The organism is Candidatus Marithrix sp. Canyon 246 (genome assembly GCF_001723685.1).
In the GTDB taxonomy this organism is placed as follows: domain Bacteria; phylum Pseudomonadota; class Gammaproteobacteria; order Beggiatoales; family Beggiatoaceae; genus Marithrix.
In genome coordinates this window covers 125,864-144,414 of the sequence record NZ_MCBX01000005.1, presented here as the reverse complement: position 1 = coordinate 144,414, position 18,551 = coordinate 125,864, and the positions used below count along the sequence as shown (strand labels likewise).

At 31.4% G+C, this 18,551-nt stretch carries 13 protein-coding genes; 5 read left to right on the top strand and 8 right to left on the bottom strand.

Annotated features, from left to right (window positions below):
• Positions 1 to 17 precede the first annotated feature (17 nt).
• The 4 genes from BHU68_RS05325 to BHU68_RS05310 form a co-directional block, all read right to left on the bottom strand.
• The gene (locus BHU68_RS05325) at positions 18 to 2,966 is read right to left on the bottom strand and encodes a protein kinase domain-containing protein (RefSeq protein WP_069470084.1); all 2,949 of its coding nucleotides are present in this window, start codon (positions 2,964 to 2,966) and stop codon (positions 18 to 20) included.
• Between the two features lie 67 nt (positions 2,967 to 3,033).
• Entirely contained in the window at positions 3,034 to 4,248 is a 1,215-nt protein-coding gene (locus tag BHU68_RS05320; protein ID WP_069470085.1) for an AAA family ATPase, read from the bottom strand.
• Between the two features lie 12 nt (positions 4,249 to 4,260).
• A complete protein-coding gene (locus tag BHU68_RS05315; protein WP_069470086.1) occupies positions 4,261 to 4,788 on the bottom strand; it encodes an RloB family protein in 528 nt (175 codons plus the stop codon).
• Positions 4,788 to 5,960 (bottom strand): AAA family ATPase, encoded by a 1,173-nt coding sequence (locus tag BHU68_RS05310; protein ID WP_069470087.1) that lies wholly within the window; start codon positions 5,958 to 5,960, stop codon positions 4,788 to 4,790. Before BHU68_RS05310 ends, BHU68_RS05315 begins: the two co-directional genes overlap by 1 nt.
• Before the next feature lie 82 nt (positions 5,961 to 6,042).
• On the opposite strand from BHU68_RS05310, the gene ppk1 reads away from it, so the two are divergent.
• The 3 genes from ppk1 (at position 6,043) to BHU68_RS17135 (ending at position 14,106) form a co-directional block, all read left to right on the top strand.
• Positions 6,043 to 8,109: a polyphosphate kinase 1 gene (ppk1, locus tag BHU68_RS05305; protein WP_069470088.1), complete on the top strand. Its 2,067-nt coding sequence runs from the start codon at positions 6,043 to 6,045 to the stop codon at positions 8,107 to 8,109.
• 58 nt (positions 8,110 to 8,167) lie between these two features.
• Positions 8,168 to 13,693: a hybrid sensor histidine kinase/response regulator gene (locus BHU68_RS05300; protein WP_083234926.1), complete on the top strand. Its 5,526-nt coding sequence runs from the start codon at positions 8,168 to 8,170 to the stop codon at positions 13,691 to 13,693.
• A gap of 239 nt (positions 13,694 to 13,932) precedes the next feature.
• The gene (locus BHU68_RS17135) at positions 13,933 to 14,106 is read left to right on the top strand and encodes a hypothetical protein (protein WP_171899669.1); all 174 of its coding nucleotides are present in this window, start codon (positions 13,933 to 13,935) and stop codon (positions 14,104 to 14,106) included.
• On the opposite strand, the gene BHU68_RS05295 is transcribed toward BHU68_RS17135, so the two are convergent.
• On the bottom strand, positions 14,098 to 15,345 hold the full coding sequence (locus tag BHU68_RS05295; protein ID WP_069470090.1) for an HsdM family class I SAM-dependent methyltransferase: 1,248 nt from the start codon (positions 15,343 to 15,345) through the stop codon (positions 14,098 to 14,100). The two genes, BHU68_RS17135 and BHU68_RS05295, sit on opposite strands and share 9 nt — an antisense overlap.
• Before the next feature lie 68 nt (positions 15,346 to 15,413).
• Here BHU68_RS05295 and BHU68_RS05290 point away from each other — a divergent pair, with 68 nt between their 5' ends.
• Entirely contained in the window at positions 15,414 to 15,887 is a 474-nt protein-coding gene (locus tag BHU68_RS05290; protein ID WP_069470091.1) for a FixH family protein, read from the top strand.
• 139 nt (positions 15,888 to 16,026) lie between these two features.
• On the opposite strand, the gene waaF is transcribed toward BHU68_RS05290, so the two are convergent.
• Both waaF and BHU68_RS05280 read right to left on the bottom strand, forming a co-directional pair.
• Positions 16,027 to 16,992, bottom strand: a complete 966-nt coding sequence (waaF, locus tag BHU68_RS05285) for a lipopolysaccharide heptosyltransferase II (RefSeq protein ID WP_069470092.1) — start codon at positions 16,990 to 16,992, stop codon at positions 16,027 to 16,029.
• Between the two features lie 2 nt (positions 16,993 to 16,994).
• The gene (locus tag BHU68_RS05280) at positions 16,995 to 17,183 is read right to left on the bottom strand and encodes a zinc-finger domain-containing protein (RefSeq protein ID WP_069470093.1); all 189 of its coding nucleotides are present in this window, start codon (positions 17,181 to 17,183) and stop codon (positions 16,995 to 16,997) included.
• A gap of 30 nt (positions 17,184 to 17,213) precedes the next feature.
• Here BHU68_RS05280 and BHU68_RS05275 point away from each other — a divergent pair, with 30 nt between their 5' ends.
• Positions 17,214 to 18,170 carry a lysylphosphatidylglycerol synthase transmembrane domain-containing protein gene (locus BHU68_RS05275; protein WP_069470094.1) on the top strand — a complete coding sequence of 319 codons (957 nt, stop codon included), beginning with the start codon at positions 17,214 to 17,216 and terminating at the stop codon, positions 18,168 to 18,170.
• A gap of 53 nt (positions 18,171 to 18,223) precedes the next feature.
• Here BHU68_RS05275 and BHU68_RS05270 read toward each other — a convergent pair whose 3' ends face one another.
• Complete coding sequence (locus tag BHU68_RS05270) at positions 18,224 to 18,481, bottom strand: hypothetical protein (protein ID WP_069470095.1); 258 nt, start codon at positions 18,479 to 18,481, stop codon at positions 18,224 to 18,226.
• Between the last annotated feature and the right edge of the window lie 70 nt (positions 18,482 to 18,551).

The following is an 18,551-nucleotide window of genomic DNA, read 5'->3' as shown; positions in this document are numbered from 1 at the left end:
TATTTTTTCCAATATTATTAGGTTCTCGTTCTATTACTAAAGAAGTTAAGCATCATAAAATGTTTGTGGTATTTGGTGAAAATTTTATTGATAAAATCATCAATTTTTATAATTCTATCTTCTTTTTTAAATGATAAACTACGTAATAGAATTTCAGATTTTGTATCTTTAAGTTGTGGAATTGAGTTAGGAGATAAGTTTTCTTCATTGGCAGTTAATGCAGTTTTACCAGCAAAGGGATGTTCACCTGTTAGTAATTCATAAGTTATACAAGCTAAGGAATAAATATCATCCTCTGGTGATGGATCTAAATTGGATAATATTTCAATGCTTTGATAAGCTTGTATTTGTTCTTCTTTAAAAGGGCTAGTAATATCAAATTGAATTGTTTGAGTTATTTTTCTATCAGGATCATAAAAAATATTTGTTGGCGCGATATTTAAACAAGTTAAACCTTTTTCATGTGCCGCTTTAATTGTTTGAGCTAAGCTTGTAATAATAGCTTTGACTTTTTTAAAGGGTAATCCTTGAGGATATTCTTTCAACAAATCTTTTAATGAAATAGCAGCTAAAAATTCCATCACTGTAAATATTTTATTACCAAAACGATCTAATTCATCAGCCATTACTATATTTGCATTAGAAATTTTTTTAGATCTATTAGTTTTAGAATATTGATATACTAAGTTTTTAAGTATGTCAACATTTTGTTTGAACAGTGTTTGATCGACAAATTTAATTGCAACATAACATTCATCTTTATTATCAATGGTTAAATCAATTGCTTGCCATACTGTGCCAAAACCTTCTTCATTAATAATTTGAAGTAAACGATAATTATCTCTAATAATTGTACCTTCTTCAATTATAGTTTCTTGTTCATCTTCAGATAGTAAAGCAGAGGTGAATAAATTAACCCACATTGGTGGTTTTGGTGGTGGTGGAAATAAGCCAGCTAAAAATTGATCTATTGTTGCAATTCTTTGTTCTTTCTCAAGTTCAAGTGCTTCAAGTGCTTTTAATAAGGTTTGATTTTGTTCTAGAGTTAATTTGTCTATGGGCTGAGCTTTTAAAGCTGTTTTGCTATCAAAAGGATGTTTACCTGATAATAATTCATAAGTGATACAAGCAAAGGCATAAACATCATCAGCAGGAGAAGAGTCTGTATCTGATAAGTTGCGTGCAATAGCAATTAATTTAGCAAATTTCCTCACAGGATCATAATCAATATTGCTAGGTTTTAAATCTAGATGGAAAAATCCTTTGTTGTGCATATAAGATAAAGCGTTACCAATACCTTGTATGATTGGTTTCGCATCATTAAAGGATATGCCTTGAGGATTATTTTTAATAAATTGTGTTAATGGTATTCCTTGTAGAAATCCCATGACAATAAAAATATAATTACCGATATTATTAATTTCATCTGCTGCCGCTAAATTGGGATGATGCAATTTTTTATAGCAATTAAATTCAACAGCTAATTTTTTTAATGTTTCTGGATGTTTTTTAAAAAAGGCTTGACTTAAAAATTTAATTACTACTAATTTATCACGTGAACCAGCTGCTTCTTGAAGAATATCAGTTGCTTTCCAAACCACACTATCATTTTCACCTAGTTCTTCTAAAGGTGTATTAAGGCGATAATTACCTTTAATACCTGCGCCTTGTTCTAGTATAAATTCTGTTTGATCATATTCATGATCAATAGATAATAAGCGGTTAGTTAGCAGGTTAATCCAAACAGTATCAGCAGTTGCTGGGCGTGATAAAACATTGTTTTCTACTAAAGCTTTTGGTTGCAGAGTTGGTTCTGTTTCTTCTTCTCCTTGAATAAAATTATCAATAATCTTGATTAAAAATTCAACTTCAATGAATTCTGCTAATCCTGTATCATCACTAAGGTCTTGTTTTAACTTAATTAATAGGCTGCTATCTGATTCAAAATTTTGATTTAAAAAGCTTTGTATTTCTTTAGCTACAAGCTGATTAACTTCTTCAGATTCTTTTGCTGTTAAAAACACAGCATAATGATAAAGTTTTTCAATAAATCTAGTTATCTTACTTTCACCTAGGCTTTCATGAGTCATATTGCCATATAACTCTACTAAACTATTGTGAATAACTAAAAATTTTTGTTTATTAATTCGGAATATTTCTGTTAATAATAGATGCCGTATAGTGGCATTTAGTTTATATCCGATTCCACTTTCCCAAGTTAATAGGTTTATTTTTTGGAATTCACTAGATAATCTAACAGCTAAAAATGGTTGTTGTGCTTCATAATGAGATAGAAAATGAAGTAGTAAGTGATGTTGGGTTCTGGGTAATATATAACGTAGCGGTGCTATGGTTTGCAGAAATAATTTCGCTTCATGAGGATTCACTTCAAGTTCTAATTGATTTAATATATTTTCTTCAAGAAGTACTTTTATTAAGTCACTTATATTAGAATTTTGTTGTTGTAAAAGAAAATTAATACTGAACGGATGCCCATTTGTGGTTTTTAATAGTTCATCAGCAACATTTTCTTTAACTTCAAAACCTTCAATTATTTGAGTTTTGCTAAAATTAGAAAGAGTAATTAATTTTAGACGCTGTTTCAGTTTGTTGTGAAATGGAGTATGTGTTTGACTAGCAGTAACCAGTATTAAATCAGGGTATTCTGCAATATTTTCTTCAAAATTTTGCCAATCCTTGGCAGTAATAGCATCTGTATTATCAATACAAAGTACTATTTTCTGCAATGTTTGATCATAAGGATAATTAGCAAGTACATTATGTATTTCAGTATCAGGATCCGATAAATCAATATAAATACAATAGTAATTGCTTTGATTTTCATGTATCCATTTTAAAAATGTTGTTTTTCCTTGACCATATATTCCATTTATATCTAAATAAGTTCCTTGCCGTAGTGCTTCTGTAAATAGTTGTTGTTCTGTTGAACGATTGACATAGAGCATATAGTTTATCCTATAGATAAATATGATTATGCCTTAGCTTAACAATTTTGGTGCTTTAAATCAATAGTTATAAACTCCAACCTAAATCTTTAACATCTTTTATAAAGGGGATCGCACCAAATCTACCATTTAAATAACCTTTTGTGAGATTTAAATGATCTACATCTGCATTAGCTAGTGAATACAATACCGATTCTCCATTTTGGTTTTTTTCCATAAACCAGATTTCATCTTTTCTAAACAGGTTTTTTATATCTAATAAATTAACTTCATGAGTTGAAACAATTAATTGACTTGCTGCTGAATTAAATAATTGATGTTGTAACAGTAACTCAAATAATCTTCTGATTAGTAGAGTGTGAAGACTTCTTTCAATTTCATCAATCACAAAGACTTTGTCTTTAGATAAACCGATTAACATTGGGATAAAATCCATAAATCGCTGTGTACCTTCAGATTCATCCTTGATTTCAAATTTAACTTCATTGCCAGCTTTATTTTTTCTGATGGTGATTAGTTTTGATACTAAATTTCCAGATTTCTTGTCTTTAAATTCTTCTATTTGAATTTTTTCAATTCCAAAATGGAAAAGTTTAATTACTTTATTAAAAAAATCTATATTTAATTTAGCTAAAGAAGTTAAGGCTTGATGTTTAGAGTTGGTAAACACAATAATCAGAATTTCTGCAAACCATTTATAAATAAATTGTAAAGATTGAATATTAAGCTCTTGGCAATTAGTTAAAAATAATAAATTTGCTCTGGTGCTTCTAGCCTCATAACTGATTCTTTGTTGTTCTTCTTCAGTTAAATGAATAAATAATTCATGTTCAAAATGAAAGGATATGTTGTGTTTTACTCTTTCAAAAATAGGCTGTTCAATATCATGCCCAATTTCAAATAACCATTCTTCATGAACTTGATTTTTATCCACAGCAAATCCGTAAGCATATTGTCTGTCTTGATAAGAAAATTCAAATTCAAATCGAGATGGTTTGTTCTCACAGGAACTATCAAGTTTAAAAGGTTTTACATCAATAGTTAGATTTTTGGCTACACCATTAACAATGAAATTTTGAGCAAAAGACATTGCTTTCATAAGATTAGACTTACCGGAAGCATTAGCACCATAAATAATAGATGTTTTTAATAAGTCTATATTTTCAGCAGATTGCCCTTGTAAAATATGATGATTATGACGCTCCTCAGCAGAAGCGATCATGTTAAAATCAATCAGTTCATTAAACGATAAATAATTTTCTACAGTAAACCTTATTAACATAATTTATGACTTTTATAAAAATTGTTTAGGTATGTTTCCAATATCTGGATAATTCTGAATTGCCGTTTCAATTTGTTCTTTTGTAATATATCTTTCTAGCAGCCTACAATCAGCTTTTTTATAATTTGGAATACGATCAACATGATCAAGTGCCTTTTCATATTCTTTACATTTTTTATCGCTTTTCAAATTTATTTTCTGAAAATGGGCAAGCAGCCAGCTTTCCACACAGGGTTGTGTAATATAAACTGAAGTGTCATTAGGAGTTGAAAGTTTATTCTTTAAGTTCTTGTCGTTTGGTAAATAGGTGTCTCCATCAAACCAAATTACATAGCCAGAACAATCATCATCATTGCTTTGAATAATCTTTTTAGCTTCTTCTAAAACATTTTTCGCACTTCCTCCGTCACAATTTTTAATTTTGCCGGGCTTACGATAAATTTTTTTCAACAGTTTAATATAATTTTCTTCTGTACAACCTTCTACAATAAAGTAATAGACAATCTTACTTTTCCTTGGTTTTCTAGTTTTCCTTGCCATTACAAGCCTCTAGGTGTAGCACCAAATCTACCAAGGCGATATAATTTTTCAAGGTTTTTTTGATGTAAATCTTTGATGTCATAAAAATCAGCGGCTGAAAATAATTCAGTTTGACCATCATCATTTTTTTCAGCAAACCATAATTGTTCTGGCTTCAGTAATTTCATAAACGCTGCATTATGAAAAGAAAAAATGAGTTGAGCGCAGTTACGATTTTCATCAGGATTTTGAAATAACCCAATCAAAAAAGCGACTAAATTCTGATGCAGTTTTAATTCGATCTCATCCAATATCAATAATTTACCGTTTTCTAATGTGGATAAAATTCTATATAATAAAGTTAAAAATTGTAAGGTGCCGGCACTTTCTCGCTCAGAATTTGAAAAATCAATTAAATTGCCTTCGATCTGATGTGTGAAAATCAATTCAGTTTTGGTTTCTAGCATATTCAAGAATTTTTTTAGGTTATCATCTAAATTCTGTACACTAAGCTGTAATTTATTAAGTGTGACTGTATCAATACCAACATCGGCAATAGACAAAAAATTCGACAAACGTGATTGAAAATATTCATCTTCAATCATTTTTTCTATATTATGTGTGAATTGTTCCTCTCTGAAGCCGCCATGAGTTACATTGCTATGAACAATATATTCTTTACATGATTTAGCAATTACTTGGGTATCATCTTGGGCAGCATAAGAAATTATAGAACTGTTTTGTCTTAAACCAGAAGTATTTATCTTGGATATTTTATCACCAAATGTAATGGTTTTATCTTCTCGAATATATGCGCATTGTTTTTCATTATTTTCATAAAAATAGAGTGATTCATAGATAACTTTTTCTTTATTGATTCTGAGTTTATATTCATAATTATTTTTATTAATTGAAAAAATAAGATGAAAATGTGTTGCTTGCTCTTTTTGTGTACAAAAAGGATCAAGAGGGATTTCTTCATCAGGTGCTTGAGTCAAAAATGAATCTTTCAAAAACCAAAATACAAAAGAAAGAGCTTGTAATAAAGCGGTTTTACCAGAAGCATTAGCTCCGGCTAATCCAATTAAAGGATGAGCTGTGCAAGCTATTTCTTGCCTTATATTGGTATCAAATTCCAAGACACTTTCATTCTTTATAGAACGAAAATTTTCAACTGTAAAATATTTAATCAAACTAACCTCTTGTAAATTATTTTTTTATAATTATAAATTAAATTAAATTTTAACATAGATATGTAATTGAAACATAAAAATTATGACAGAAGATCAACCCATAGATATTACTAACCCTAAATGGTATATTAATCGCGAATTAAGCCTGCTAAGTTTTCATCATCGAGTTTTAGCACAAGCTAAGGATGAAAATATACCTTTACTTGAACGTTTACGCTTTTTATGTATTGCTAGCACTAATTTAGATGAATTTTTTGAGGTGCGAGTTGCTGGTTTAAAGCAGCAAGTTGCTTATGGCTCGGTACAAACTGGTGCCGATAATTTGTCTCCTCAAGAATCTCTTAATCGTATTAGTTTAGCCGCTCATGAGTTTATTGATGAGCAATATAATTTACTTAATGATAATATTTTTCCTGCTTTAGAACAAGAAGGTATTTGTTTTTTTAAACGTGATCAATGGAATGAGGCGCAATTAAAATGGGTAGCCAATTATTTTAAAAATGAGTTGCAACCAATATTAACTCCGATAGGTTTGGATCCTGCTCATCCTTTTCCGCCTATTTTGAATAAAAGTTTAAACTTTATTATTTCTTTAAAAGGTAAGGATGCCTTTGGGCGTGATAGTCGTATGGCTGTGGTACAAGCTCCGCGTTCATTACCACGTTTAATTCAATTTCCAGCTGAATTGTTTGCTAATAATACTAATAATTTTACTTTTTTATCTTCTATAATTCATGCTCATATTGAGGATTTGTTTCCGGGTATGAAGGTAACAGGTTGTTATCAATTTCGAGTCACTAGGAATAGTGAACTATTTGTTGATGAAGAGGAAATTGATGATTTATTAAGGGCTTTAGAGGGAGAATTACATGGTCGTCGTTATGGTGATAGTGTACGTTTAGAAGTTCCTAATAATTGTCCTGATAAAATGATTCAGTTTCTGTTAAAGCATTTTAAATTAGATAAAGCTGATGTATATCAAGTAAATGGACCAGTTAATCTTAATCGTTTATTACCTTTACCTGATTTAGTTGATCGCCCTGAGTTAAAATTTCCTAGTTTTACGCCTAAAGTTACAATTAGTTCAAAAAGTAATTTATTTGCAGCTATCAGTGAACATGATATATTATTGCATCATCCGTTTGAGTCTTTCACTCCGGTAATTGATTTTGTACGTCAAGCAGCTGCTGATCCACATGTTTTAGCTATTAAACAAACTCTTTATCGTACTGGACCTGATTCTGTATTAGTTGATGCTTTAGTAGAGGCTGCGCGTTCTAATAAAGAGGTTACGGTGGTAATAGAATTACGTGCGCGTTTTGATGAAGAAGCCAATATTCGTTTAGCTAACCGTTTACAAGAAGCTGGGGTTCATATTGTTTATGGGGTAGTAGGTTATAAAACTCATGCTAAAATGATAATGGTAGTACGTCGAGAAGCTAAAAAATTAAGACGTTATGTACATTTAGGTACTGGAAATTATCATCATCGCACTGCGCGTATTTATACTGATTATGGTCTTTTAACTTGTGATAAGGAAATGGGGGAAGATGTACATAATATGTTTATGCAGCTTACCAGTCTTGGGCGTGGCGAAACTTTGAAAAAAATGCTGCAATCTCCTTTTACTTTACATAGTGGCTTAATTGAACGTATTGAACGTGAAGCAGAATCGGCGAAACAAGGTAAAAAATCTCATATCATTGCTAAATCTAATGCTTTAACAGAAACTAAGATAATTGAGGCTTTATATAAGGCTTCGATGGCGGGAGTGAAGATTGATTTAATTATACGTGGAATGTGTTGTTTAAAACCGGGGGTTAAGGGTTTGTCAGAAAATATTCATGTACGTTCTATAGTTGGACGTTTTCTGGAGCATACTCGTTGTTATTATTTTTTAAATGAAGGTAAAGAAGAGGTATTTTGTGCTAGTGCTGATCTTATGGCACGTAATTTATTCAAGAGGGTTGAAGAGTGTTATCCAGTAGAAAATAGCAAATTAAAAAAACGTATTATAGACAATTTGAATATATATTTACAAGATAATATTCAGGCATGGGTGTTACATAGTGCAGGTAACTATTCTCGTTTGCAGCCTAAAGATGATGAAACTCCAATATCGGCGCAACAATATTTATTGGATGTTTAAAGTTTTTAAGGAATACAATATGCAATAATATATTATCCATAACAATCTGAATATTATTATGTATTCCAAATACCATTCATTAATCAAAATTTATGAAAGTGTCAATTCTATAGTTTATCGTGGCAAAAGGATTGAGGATGATCAACCAGTTATCCTTAAAATCCTTAAAGAGGATTATCCAACTCCTGAAGAATTAACACGTTATCGTCAAGAATATGACATTACTCGTCGCTTGTCTCATTTGCATGGCGTTATCAATGCCTATGAAATTGATAAATATCAAAATAGTTTGATGATGTGTTTAGAAGATTTTAATGGTGAATCACTCCATGCCATTGATATTCCAATCGCTATTAAAATCACTGAAATTTTAGCCCAAATTCATCAGCAAAATATTATCCATAAAGATATTAACCCTTCTAATATTGTTTATAATCCATCAAGCAATGTACTGAAAATTATAGATTTTGGTATTTCTACTCAATTGCCTCGTCAACATTTCAGCTTAAAAAAACCGGAAATTTTAGAAGGTACTTTGGCTTATATGTCACCTGAGCAAACTGGGCGCATGAATCGCGCTTTGGATTATCGTTCCGATTTTTATTCTTTGGGCGTTACTTTTTATCAGCTTTTTACTGGAAAATTGCCTTTTGAATCTGATGATGCAATGGAATTAGTTCATTGTCATTTGGCTAAGCAACCGCCAATGCCTGATGATTTGCCACCAATGTTATCTAAAATTATCATGAAATTGATGGCTAAAACTGCTGAGGAACGTTATCAAAGTGCTTTGGGTATTAAGGCTGATTTGGAGCAAGTTCTTAATAATCCACAGGAATTTTTTGAATTGGGGCAGTTTGATATTTCTGAACGTTTTCAAATATCACAAAAATTATATGGTCGTGAAAATGAAATTAACATATTAGTTGATAGCTTTGACAAAGTCAGTCAAGGCGATAAACAAATGATGTTAATTGCTGGTTATTCTGGTATTGGTAAATCGGTTTTAGTTAAGAAACTTTATAAATTAAATAAGCAGGGTTATTTTATTTCGGGTAAGTTTGATCAATTTCAGCGCAATATTCCTTATAGTGCCTTAGTCAACACTTTTAGTGATTTGGTTAAGCAGTTGTTGATGGAAACCGATGCCCAATTAGAACAGTGGAAGCAAAAATTATTAACTGCTCTTGGACCAAATGGGCAGGTTATTATTGAGGTTATTCCTGATATTGAAGCTATTATTGGAAAACAACCACCGGTGCCAGCATTGGATGGTGGGCAATCTTTAAATCGCTTTAATTTGGTGTTTCAGAATTTTATTCGAGTGTTTTCGCCTTTGGTTATATTTTTGGATGATTTGCAATGGGTTGATTCTGCTACTTTAACTTTATTAGAAGTCATAATGACTGATAGTGAAAGTAATGGCTTGTTTTTAATTGGTGCTTATCGAGATAATGAGGTTAGTGCTACTCATCCTTTGATGATGACTGTTGAGAAATTAAAATTTAGTAAAATTACTTTAAAGCCTTTAGAATTTGAACATGTAAATCAATTAATTGCTGAAAGTTTAGATACTACTGAAGTTACATCTTTGACTGAGTTGGTTATGCAAAAAACTGGTGGTAATCCATTTTTTGTTAATCAATTTCTTAGTACTTTGTATCAAGAAAATTTGCTTCATTTTGATCATGGATGGAAATGGAATATTGAGCAAATTAAGTCTATGAACATCACTGATAATGTGGTGGATTTGATGATCAGCAAATTGAAAAAATTGCCTGAATCAGCACAACATGTATTACGTTTAGCGGCTTGTGTGGGCAACCATTTTGATTTAAACACCCTTTCTATAATCTATGAAAAGTCAATTGATGAGACTTTTCAAGATTTAATGCCAATCTTAATTGATGGCTTTGTGGTGCCAACTTCTGAGTTAGAAGTTAATGGAGATGATATTAGAAGTTCTTCTTTTGCTATTCATAATTTTAGTTTTTTACATGATAGAGTGCAACAAGCGGCTTATGCTTTAATTGATGAAAATCATAAAAAAAGTGTGCATTTAAAAATTGGGCGTTTATTGTTGACTCCACAACAGGAAAAAATATTTGATTTGGTTTATCAGTTTAACAAGGGTTTGACGCTTATTACTGATGAAGAAGAAAAAGTTAAAATCGCCAAATTAAATTTCACTGCTAGTGAAAAAGCTAAAGAATCAAATGCTTATAATCCTGCATATGAGTTTTTACAAAATGCAACTGAGCTGTTAGGTGAAAATGCTTGGAATCAACAGTATGAGTTGACGCTTAATATATTTTCTACTTTATCACAGGTGACTTTTTTAATTGGTGCTTTTCAGGATATGGATAAGTACATTAATATTGTACTAGAAAATGCCAATAATACTCTTGATAAGCTAGCGGCTTATGATGTCAAAATGCAATATTTGATTGCTTTGAGTCAACAAGGTGAGGCTTTGCAATTAGGCTTGCAAATTGTAGAGTCGTTAGGTGAAAATCTACATATTGAAAATTTAGATTATATAGATATTGAAACTTTGATTGATTTGCCTTTGATGAAAGATCCTGTGAAATTAGCAGTAATGCAAGTTTTAAATACAGTTTTGACTCCAGCATGGGCAAATAATCCAACCGCTTTTGAGCAAATTTGTATTAGCATGACTAAATTATCTTATCAATATGGTAATTGTGATTACTCAGCAGTGGCTTATGTATTTTATGGTGGCTTTTTATCTGGGCAAGGGGATATTGATAGAGGTTATAGACTTGGCAAAATGGGCGTTGAGCTTATTGATAAATTGAATTTAAAACCATTCAAAGCACGAGTTTATACTTTATTTTATGCTACCGTAATGCACTGGCGCAAACCTGTGCGTGAAACTCTTGTTGATTTTTATAAGGTTTTTCAACAAGGCTTAGATACGGGTGATCTTGAATATGGTTGCTATGGAATTATTGAACCTGATATTTATCAATTTTTAAGCGGTTCTAATATTCAGAAATTGAATGAAAAATATGTTCAAAGTCTGATTACAATTGAGAAGTATAAACAAAATTTTCATTATTATTATCTTGCACCTTATTATCAATCTGTATTGGATTTGCAAGGCAAAAATGAGTGTGTATTTGATTATGATGAGTTAATAGCAAGGTTTATTAAAGAGGAACAATTTTCCTTATGTTTTTGTGGTTATCAAGGCAAAACGATTACTGCTTTTATTTTGCGAGATAACAAGGCGGCTTATGAAAACGCGATTTTAACAGAAAAATATATAGATGGTGTTGCTGGAATGTTCTTTTTACCAGTGCATAATTTCTTTTATTCTCTTAGTTTATTATCAAATGCTGATGTTTCTAATTGTTTGAAAATAGTTGATAAAAATCAAAAAATATTAAAACCTTGGGCAGATTATGCCCCTGAAAATTGTCAACATAAATATGATTTAGTTGAAGCAGAAAAAGCGCGTGTATTAGGTGAAGATTGGAAAGCAGTTCAGTTATATGAAAAAGCGATTGCTGGTGCAAGAGCAAATGAATATTTACATGAAGAAGCTTTGGCTTATGAATTATTGGCTGAATTTTATGCTGCACATGGGATGCAAAAACTGGTTCAAACTTATATCATTGAAGCACATTATCATTATAAGCAATGGGGTGCAACTGCTAAACTAAGCCAGTTAGAACAACAATATCCACAATTATTAGTACAATATTCTGGTTCAAGCAAACAAGCTTTATCAACTTCATTTACCAACACTACTTCATCAAATGCTTTGGATTTAAATAGTGTGATCAAAGCATCTAATACTTTATCAGAAGAAATTGTATTTAGCCGTTTGCTGAAAAAAATGATGCAAATTGTGGTTGAAAATGCTGGTGCTGAAACTGGATTTTTGTTATTACCTAAGCAAGATCAATGGTTTATTCAATCTTCGGAACAATCAATACTGATTGAAGATTCTGAGCTGCCATTAGATTTGATTAACTATGTTATACGCACACAGGAACATATTGTTAAGCAAAAACCTAAATCTATTTTATGTTTGCCGCTATTAAATCAAAATAAATTAACTGGCATTTTATACTTAGAAAATAATCTTATTAAAGGTGCTTTTACTGCTGAACGATTAGAGGTTTTAAAAATGTTATCGTCTCAGTTGGCGATTTCTATTGAAAATTCATTGCTATATGAAAATTTAGAACAAAAAGTTGCCGATAGAACCGTTAAACTTGAAAAAGCCAATCAAGCGAAAAGCGAATTTCTTTCTAATATGAGCCATGAATTGCGCACACCGCTAAATGGTATTTTAGGCTATGCTCAAATTTTGAAGCGGGCTAAAAATTTGGAAGAGACTCAAGTTTCTGGTTTAAATACTATTTATAATAGCGGTAATCATTTATTAACTTTGATAAATGACATTTTAGATTTATCGAAAATCGAAGCGGGTAAATTAGAAATTTATCCTGAAAACATTACATGCCAGAGTTTTATAGATAGTATTACTGGCATTATGCGTATGCGTGCTGAACAAAAAGATGTTTGTTTTGTTTATGAAGCTGTTGGAGATTTACCATTAGGAATTGAAATAGATGAAAAGCGTTTGCGCCAAGTTTTGTTAAATTTATTAGGTAATGCGATTAAATTCACTGATAAAGGGCAAGTAACATTGCGAATATCAGCCATACAAAATGGCGTTTTCAGATTTGAAGTAGCAGATACTGGCGTTGGTATGACTGATGAAGAATTGCAAAAAATCTTTAAACCATTTGAACAAGTTGGTGATACTCAACGACGCGCAGAAGGTACAGGCTTAGGTTTAGCAATTAGTCGTCAATTGGTAGAATTGATGAGTAGTGAAATTAAGCTAAAAAGTGAACTTGGTAAAGGTAGTACTTTTTGGTTTGATTTAGCATTAAAAGTAGTAGAAGTTGAAGAGAAAACAGAACAGCGGCGTATTACTGCTTATAAAGGTGAAGCACAAACCGCATTAATTGTAGATGATTATCCAGAAAATCGCTTAATACTCAGACAAATGCTAGAAAATATTGGCTTTGAAGTGATTGAAGCTGTTAATGGTAAACAGGGTGTAAAACTAGCAAATAAATCAAACATAATATTTATGGATTTGATTATGCCAGTAATGACTGGTGCAGAAGCAACTCAAATTATAAGAAAAGACTTTAAGGAACTTCCAATTATTGCAATATCAGCCAGCGTCTTTGAAACCGACAAACAAAAAAGTTTGCAAGTTGGCTGTAATGCTTTTCTAGCAAAACCAATCGAAGAACAACAATTATTTAATAGCCTAAGTGAACATTTAGATTTAGATTGGGTTTATGAGGAACAACAAATCATCGAAGTTGAAGATGAAACTTTGATACCGCCACCTGCTGAAGAATTAGAAAAATTATATGAATTAACAATGATGGGCGATATGCGAGAAATTAAGGATTTTGCTAATCAATTGGATGATGAATATGCTGCTTTTGCGAAGAAAATTATTGAATTGGCTGGTGGGTTTGAAGATGAGCTTATTTTGAGTTTGGTTGAGGGGTATATTAATTGACACAAAATTTTTATTATAGAATAGCAACTCACTTATAAATAATCAGGAATTAATATTATATATAAATATATACCACAACCTCAGATACAAAGACAATGGTAATAATAATCTAACTAAACCTGTCAGGTCTATGCAAAAAACTTATGTTAAAATTTCCAGAGTTATTTATAATATAGACTTTATAAATTCCAGAGTAAAAATGTTACCCAGAGAATTAACCAAGGAAATTTTAGCAAGTTTTGATTCAACTACTAAAATTAGATTCTATTGAACTGCCTAAAATTCCACGTGCAATAATGGAATTTGAAAAAAAATATACTTTGCAATTAACAATTGCAAATAAACAAGTCATAAATCAATCTGTATATTTACAAAAGTCAAATGTGGAATTTTTGCCAGCATATTTACAATAAATCCTTTAAAGATTGTAAATCTTGCAGTGTTTCTTTTAAAATAGCATCATCCACTAGATCTTGATTCCTTTTAATTTCAATATTTAATCTATCATCATGTTGAGCCAAATATTCACGACTAAAGCAACGCAAACGCCCATTTTCACCTTGATCTTGACGCGCTGCTAAACCATAAGGATCATCACCATACACCGTTTCAAAATTTATCAAATGTTCTCGTAAATCATTACGAGCATCATAAAACCAAACATTTTCTGTGACGGCTTCAGTGCTTTTATAAAAAAATAGTACATGAGTATCTATTTCATCTGGATACAGAATACCATGTGGTAAACGTAATACTGTATGTAAAACCGTATTTTCAAGTAAATTTTTACGAACTTCTTGCGCTGGTCCATCGGTTGCTAAAATAGTATCAGGCACTATTATAGCGGCTCGTCCATTGGGTTTTAAAGTTTGGTATATGTGTTTCAATAAGGCTAAAGCCGTGTCATTGTTAGATATTAATGTACTTAAAATTATGTCAGCAGGTGGCCAAATTTGTCGATTTGATAATAAACTATCACCCCAACGTATTGGAACATGTTGAGGATGTTCAATTTTATGTAATAAACAATTCATCAAGCCTAAGCGTTGACGTATTAAATCAGGTTCTATGGCAATAAAATCTGTGGTTTTAACAATTTCTTCATCAGCTATAACTTGAATATATTGATCAGCGGCAACGATAAAATTTCCAACACCTGCATAAGGGTCTTGAATAAATTCACCTACTTCAGGCTGGGTTAATCTAACCATCATATCAATCAAAGCACGAGGAGCAATATATAAATGACCATCTTTTTCATAATCACATAAAGCTAATAAATCTTCATACAATTCCCCTAATTCATCAATGGAACTATCATCCAACTTGTTTAAGGCAGTTATAATAATTTGTAATTGTTCAGGATTTTGTAATACAGTGTTAGCATGTGTGTATATTCCAGCTACATGAGGATCAATGACTTTAGCTAAGGCGGTTAAAATTTGTTTATAATAATCATATTGCTCAATACCATCTTTTTGAAGTAAATTTTCCCAATTAAATTCTTCAAATAAATAATTAATTTCATCTAAATCTGGAGCTATTTTTAGAAATAGTAACCAAGTTAATTCTGTTATATAAGCAGAACAATTAATTCCATCTTGAGCTAACTCTTTGGCTGGTGCAAATAATTGTTGTGTAATCTCATCCATAGTATTTTTTACTAATTTTTAAATTGGTTTACTTTATAATATCTGATTTTGGATATTTTAAAATAATTATGAATAGAGCTTGGTATTTAGAACCTTATGTTTGGTTAGTCATTTTATTTCCAACTACTGCAATCATTGCTGGTATGTTTACACTTTATCTAGCCATAGAATCAGATGATGGCTTAGTTGTGGATGATTATTATAAACAAGGATTAGAAATTAATCGTACTTTAGAACGTGATACAGCAGCGGTTAATTACGGTTTAGATGCAAATCTGCAATTTAATGCAGATGCAAAATTGATTAGGTTATATCTAAAAGCAAATTCAGATTATCAACTACCTAATACCATAAACCTTTCATTTAGTCATCACACCCGTTCTGGTTTTGATCAAAAAGTGTTATTAGAAAAGATTGATACTGGAATTTATGAATCTGTATTACCCAAGTTAATTGCAGGTACTTTTACTGTACAACTAGCGGCGGATAATTGGAGATTATTAAAGTCAGCAGATGTGCCTATGACTACATTAGATTTTTAACTAATTGATGTTACAATCTATAATGTATTAATGTAGGGTGGGTAGAGCGGGAGCGAAACCCACCATTTTAGCTACTTTGGTGGGTTTAGCTTCGCTGACTTCGTATCGCTTCCGCTCTACCCACCCTACAAATATGATTTTATATCAAATTTAGGTCATAGTCGTTTACTAAGTTAAGTACCTGATCTGGTGTTATATCACGTAAACATTTCAGGTGTTTTTTAGGGCAAATACGCTGATAGCAAGGGCTGCAATCTAAACCTAATAATATGATATGAGCTTTATCACTTAGTGGTGGTGTCATCTTGGGGCTTGATGATCCATATATGGCAATCATTGGTTTGTCTAATGCTGCCGCTATGTGCATTAATCCTGAATCGTTAGTAATAACCATATTAGTTAATGCTAATAAATCAACTGCTTCTGATAGCGAAGTTTGTCCACATAAATTTTTGACACCTTCTCCAACTAAGCTTTGAATTTTAGCACCAGCAGCATAATCTTTATTAGAACCAAATATCCATATTTGCCAACCTTGGTCGCGTTTTTGTTTAGCAACTGTTGCATAGTATTCCAAAGGCCAACATTTGGCTGGTCCATATTCTGCGCCGGGGCATAAGGCTAATATCGATTGAGTTTCAACTTTTAAAGGTTTGGGGTTTAAACTAGGATTAGGTGTAAGCTTAGATAAACCTAAAGCAGCAAATTGATCAACTGTTCTGGTTAAAGCTTTTTTAGATCGAATATCATTTAATAATCCATAACGCATTTCTCCTTTAAAACCAGTGCGTTGTGGAATTTTAGCCCAAAATGGAATTAATGCTGATTTCCATGAATTTGGTAACACAATAGCTTGCTGATAGGCGCGAGAACGTAATTGTTGACCAATTTGACGACGTTCTCGCCATCCTAATGTGCCATGTGCTATGGTATGAGGGATGATATGACGCACTTCATCCATTCGTTGTAATAAACCTTCACTCCATGTAGGTGCTAACACATCAATATTAACATCTGCTTGCTTGATCTTTAAGACTTTAAACAAGCTCTGCGCCATCATCATATCACCCACCCATGATGGACCAACTATTAAAATAGAAGACACTGTTACTGTTTTAATTGATATTCTGCACTACAATAAGGGCATATAATATGATGATCTGTAGCGTCTTCAATTGGTAAAAACACTTTTGGGTGAGAATCCCATAATGTCATATTAGGCATAGGGCAATGCAGGGGTAAATCTTTTGCAGTGATTTCATAGTGTGTTTTATCATTAGCTGTGTTTTTATTCATTTTATATCTCACTTTTTAACATATTTTATAATGACAAAGAAAATTTTTTTTATCATATTTGGCAGCTTATTAAGTCTTATCTTATTAATTTATATATTAAATGGTCTGGATTGGCAAGCTTTTTTTCAAGCTATCAAAACCATTAGTTTACCAGAAGTTTTCTTGGGAGGAATGATAATTATAATTAATATCGCTATACGTTCATTACGTTGGAATTTAGTTGCTAAGTTAGGATTGGATAAATTTAAGTCTTTTTGGCAAGCGGCTAATATTGGTTATTTAGCTAATATTATTTATCCTGCTCGCACTGGTGAGGTGTTAAAGGTAATTGCAATTAATAAATTTGCACCTTTAGTATTTGGACGCGCTGTTAGTAGTGCTATCATTGATCGTATGTTAGATATGATTGTTGTTGGTATATTTACCTTGATAGTTATTTGGATACATGGTAATCGCATTGATCCTAATATTGGTAAAACTGTAATTGCGGTTTTTATTTTAGCGACGCTGGTATTGAGTTTATCAGTTATTTTTGTTGACGCTATAAAAAAGCGCGTTGAAATTTGGCAATTTAAAGCTAAATGGCAACAGAAATTACATGAATTATTTATGCATGGCTTAGAAGGTATTCAGATTTTCCGTCAAAGTAAGAATATATTAATCGTATTAATATTAACTCTTAGTGTATTTTTATTTGATTATTTTTGGATGTGGAAAATTATGGGGGCTTTTGGTTGGGATTTACCGTTTGAAGCTGGTTTAACTGTTGGAGTATTTTTACTTTTAAGTATTTCTATACCATCAGCTCCGGGTTTTATAGGGGTTTATCAGATGGCTTGTGTCTTAGCGTTAGGTTTATATGGTATTGATCAAACCTTAGCTGTCGCTTATTCAATTGTATTACAACTCATTACATTTACAATTATGGGAATACAAGGAATGCTGGTTACTGCTTATTGTGGGTTTAATTTATCGCAGAAAGATTAATTTTTAGACAAACCTGACAGGTTTTTAAAACCTGTCAGGTTTAAAATTAATAATTACTTATTAGCTACCATTGTACTATCTTTATCTTTTTCATCTTCTTTGTCTTTAGTTAATGTAAAGTCAGGTATTTGAATTATTGCAGTTTGTGATCCAGTTGTTGAATACTGTGAACCGATTAATATACCTATAGAAAATATCATTAAATATAAAGCAATATTGATAATAATTTTCTTGCCATTATTTGCTTTTTTACCCAAACGTTTGCCAATACTTGCTGGATATTTTATATGTAACCTTTCTGATAAACTCATTAGAAGCCCCTTTTATAATGAAATTAGTAAATTGGTTAATTTAACTAATTTGAATCGTTCAGTTATTATA

Excerpts from the sequence above, each read along its gene's own strand:
- BHU68_RS05275 (WP_069470094.1), top strand. The coding sequence starts at position 17,214 with ATGACAAAGAAAATTTTTTTTATCATATTTGGCAGCTTATTAAGTCTT.
- ppk1 (WP_069470088.1), top strand. The coding sequence starts at position 6,043 with ATGACAGAAGATCAACCCATAGATATTACTAACCCTAAATGGTATATT.
- BHU68_RS05270 (WP_069470095.1), bottom strand. The coding sequence starts at position 18,481 with ATGAGTTTATCAGAAAGGTTACATATAAAATATCCAGCAAGTATTGGC.
- BHU68_RS05320 (WP_069470085.1), bottom strand. The coding sequence starts at position 4,248 with ATGTTAATAAGGTTTACTGTAGAAAATTATTTATCGTTTAATGAACTG.
- BHU68_RS05295 (WP_069470090.1), bottom strand. The coding sequence starts at position 15,345 with ATGGATGAGATTACACAACAATTATTTGCACCAGCCAAAGAGTTAGCT.
- BHU68_RS05325 (WP_069470084.1), bottom strand. The coding sequence starts at position 2,966 with ATGCTCTATGTCAATCGTTCAACAGAACAACAACTATTTACAGAAGCA.
- BHU68_RS05315 (WP_069470086.1), bottom strand. The coding sequence starts at position 4,788 with ATGGCAAGGAAAACTAGAAAACCAAGGAAAAGTAAGATTGTCTATTAC.
- BHU68_RS05280 (WP_069470093.1), bottom strand. The coding sequence starts at position 17,183 with ATGAATAAAAACACAGCTAATGATAAAACACACTATGAAATCACTGCA.
- BHU68_RS05300 (WP_083234926.1), top strand. The coding sequence starts at position 8,168 with ATGTATTCCAAATACCATTCATTAATCAAAATTTATGAAAGTGTCAAT.
- BHU68_RS05290 (WP_069470091.1), top strand. The coding sequence starts at position 15,414 with ATGAATAGAGCTTGGTATTTAGAACCTTATGTTTGGTTAGTCATTTTA.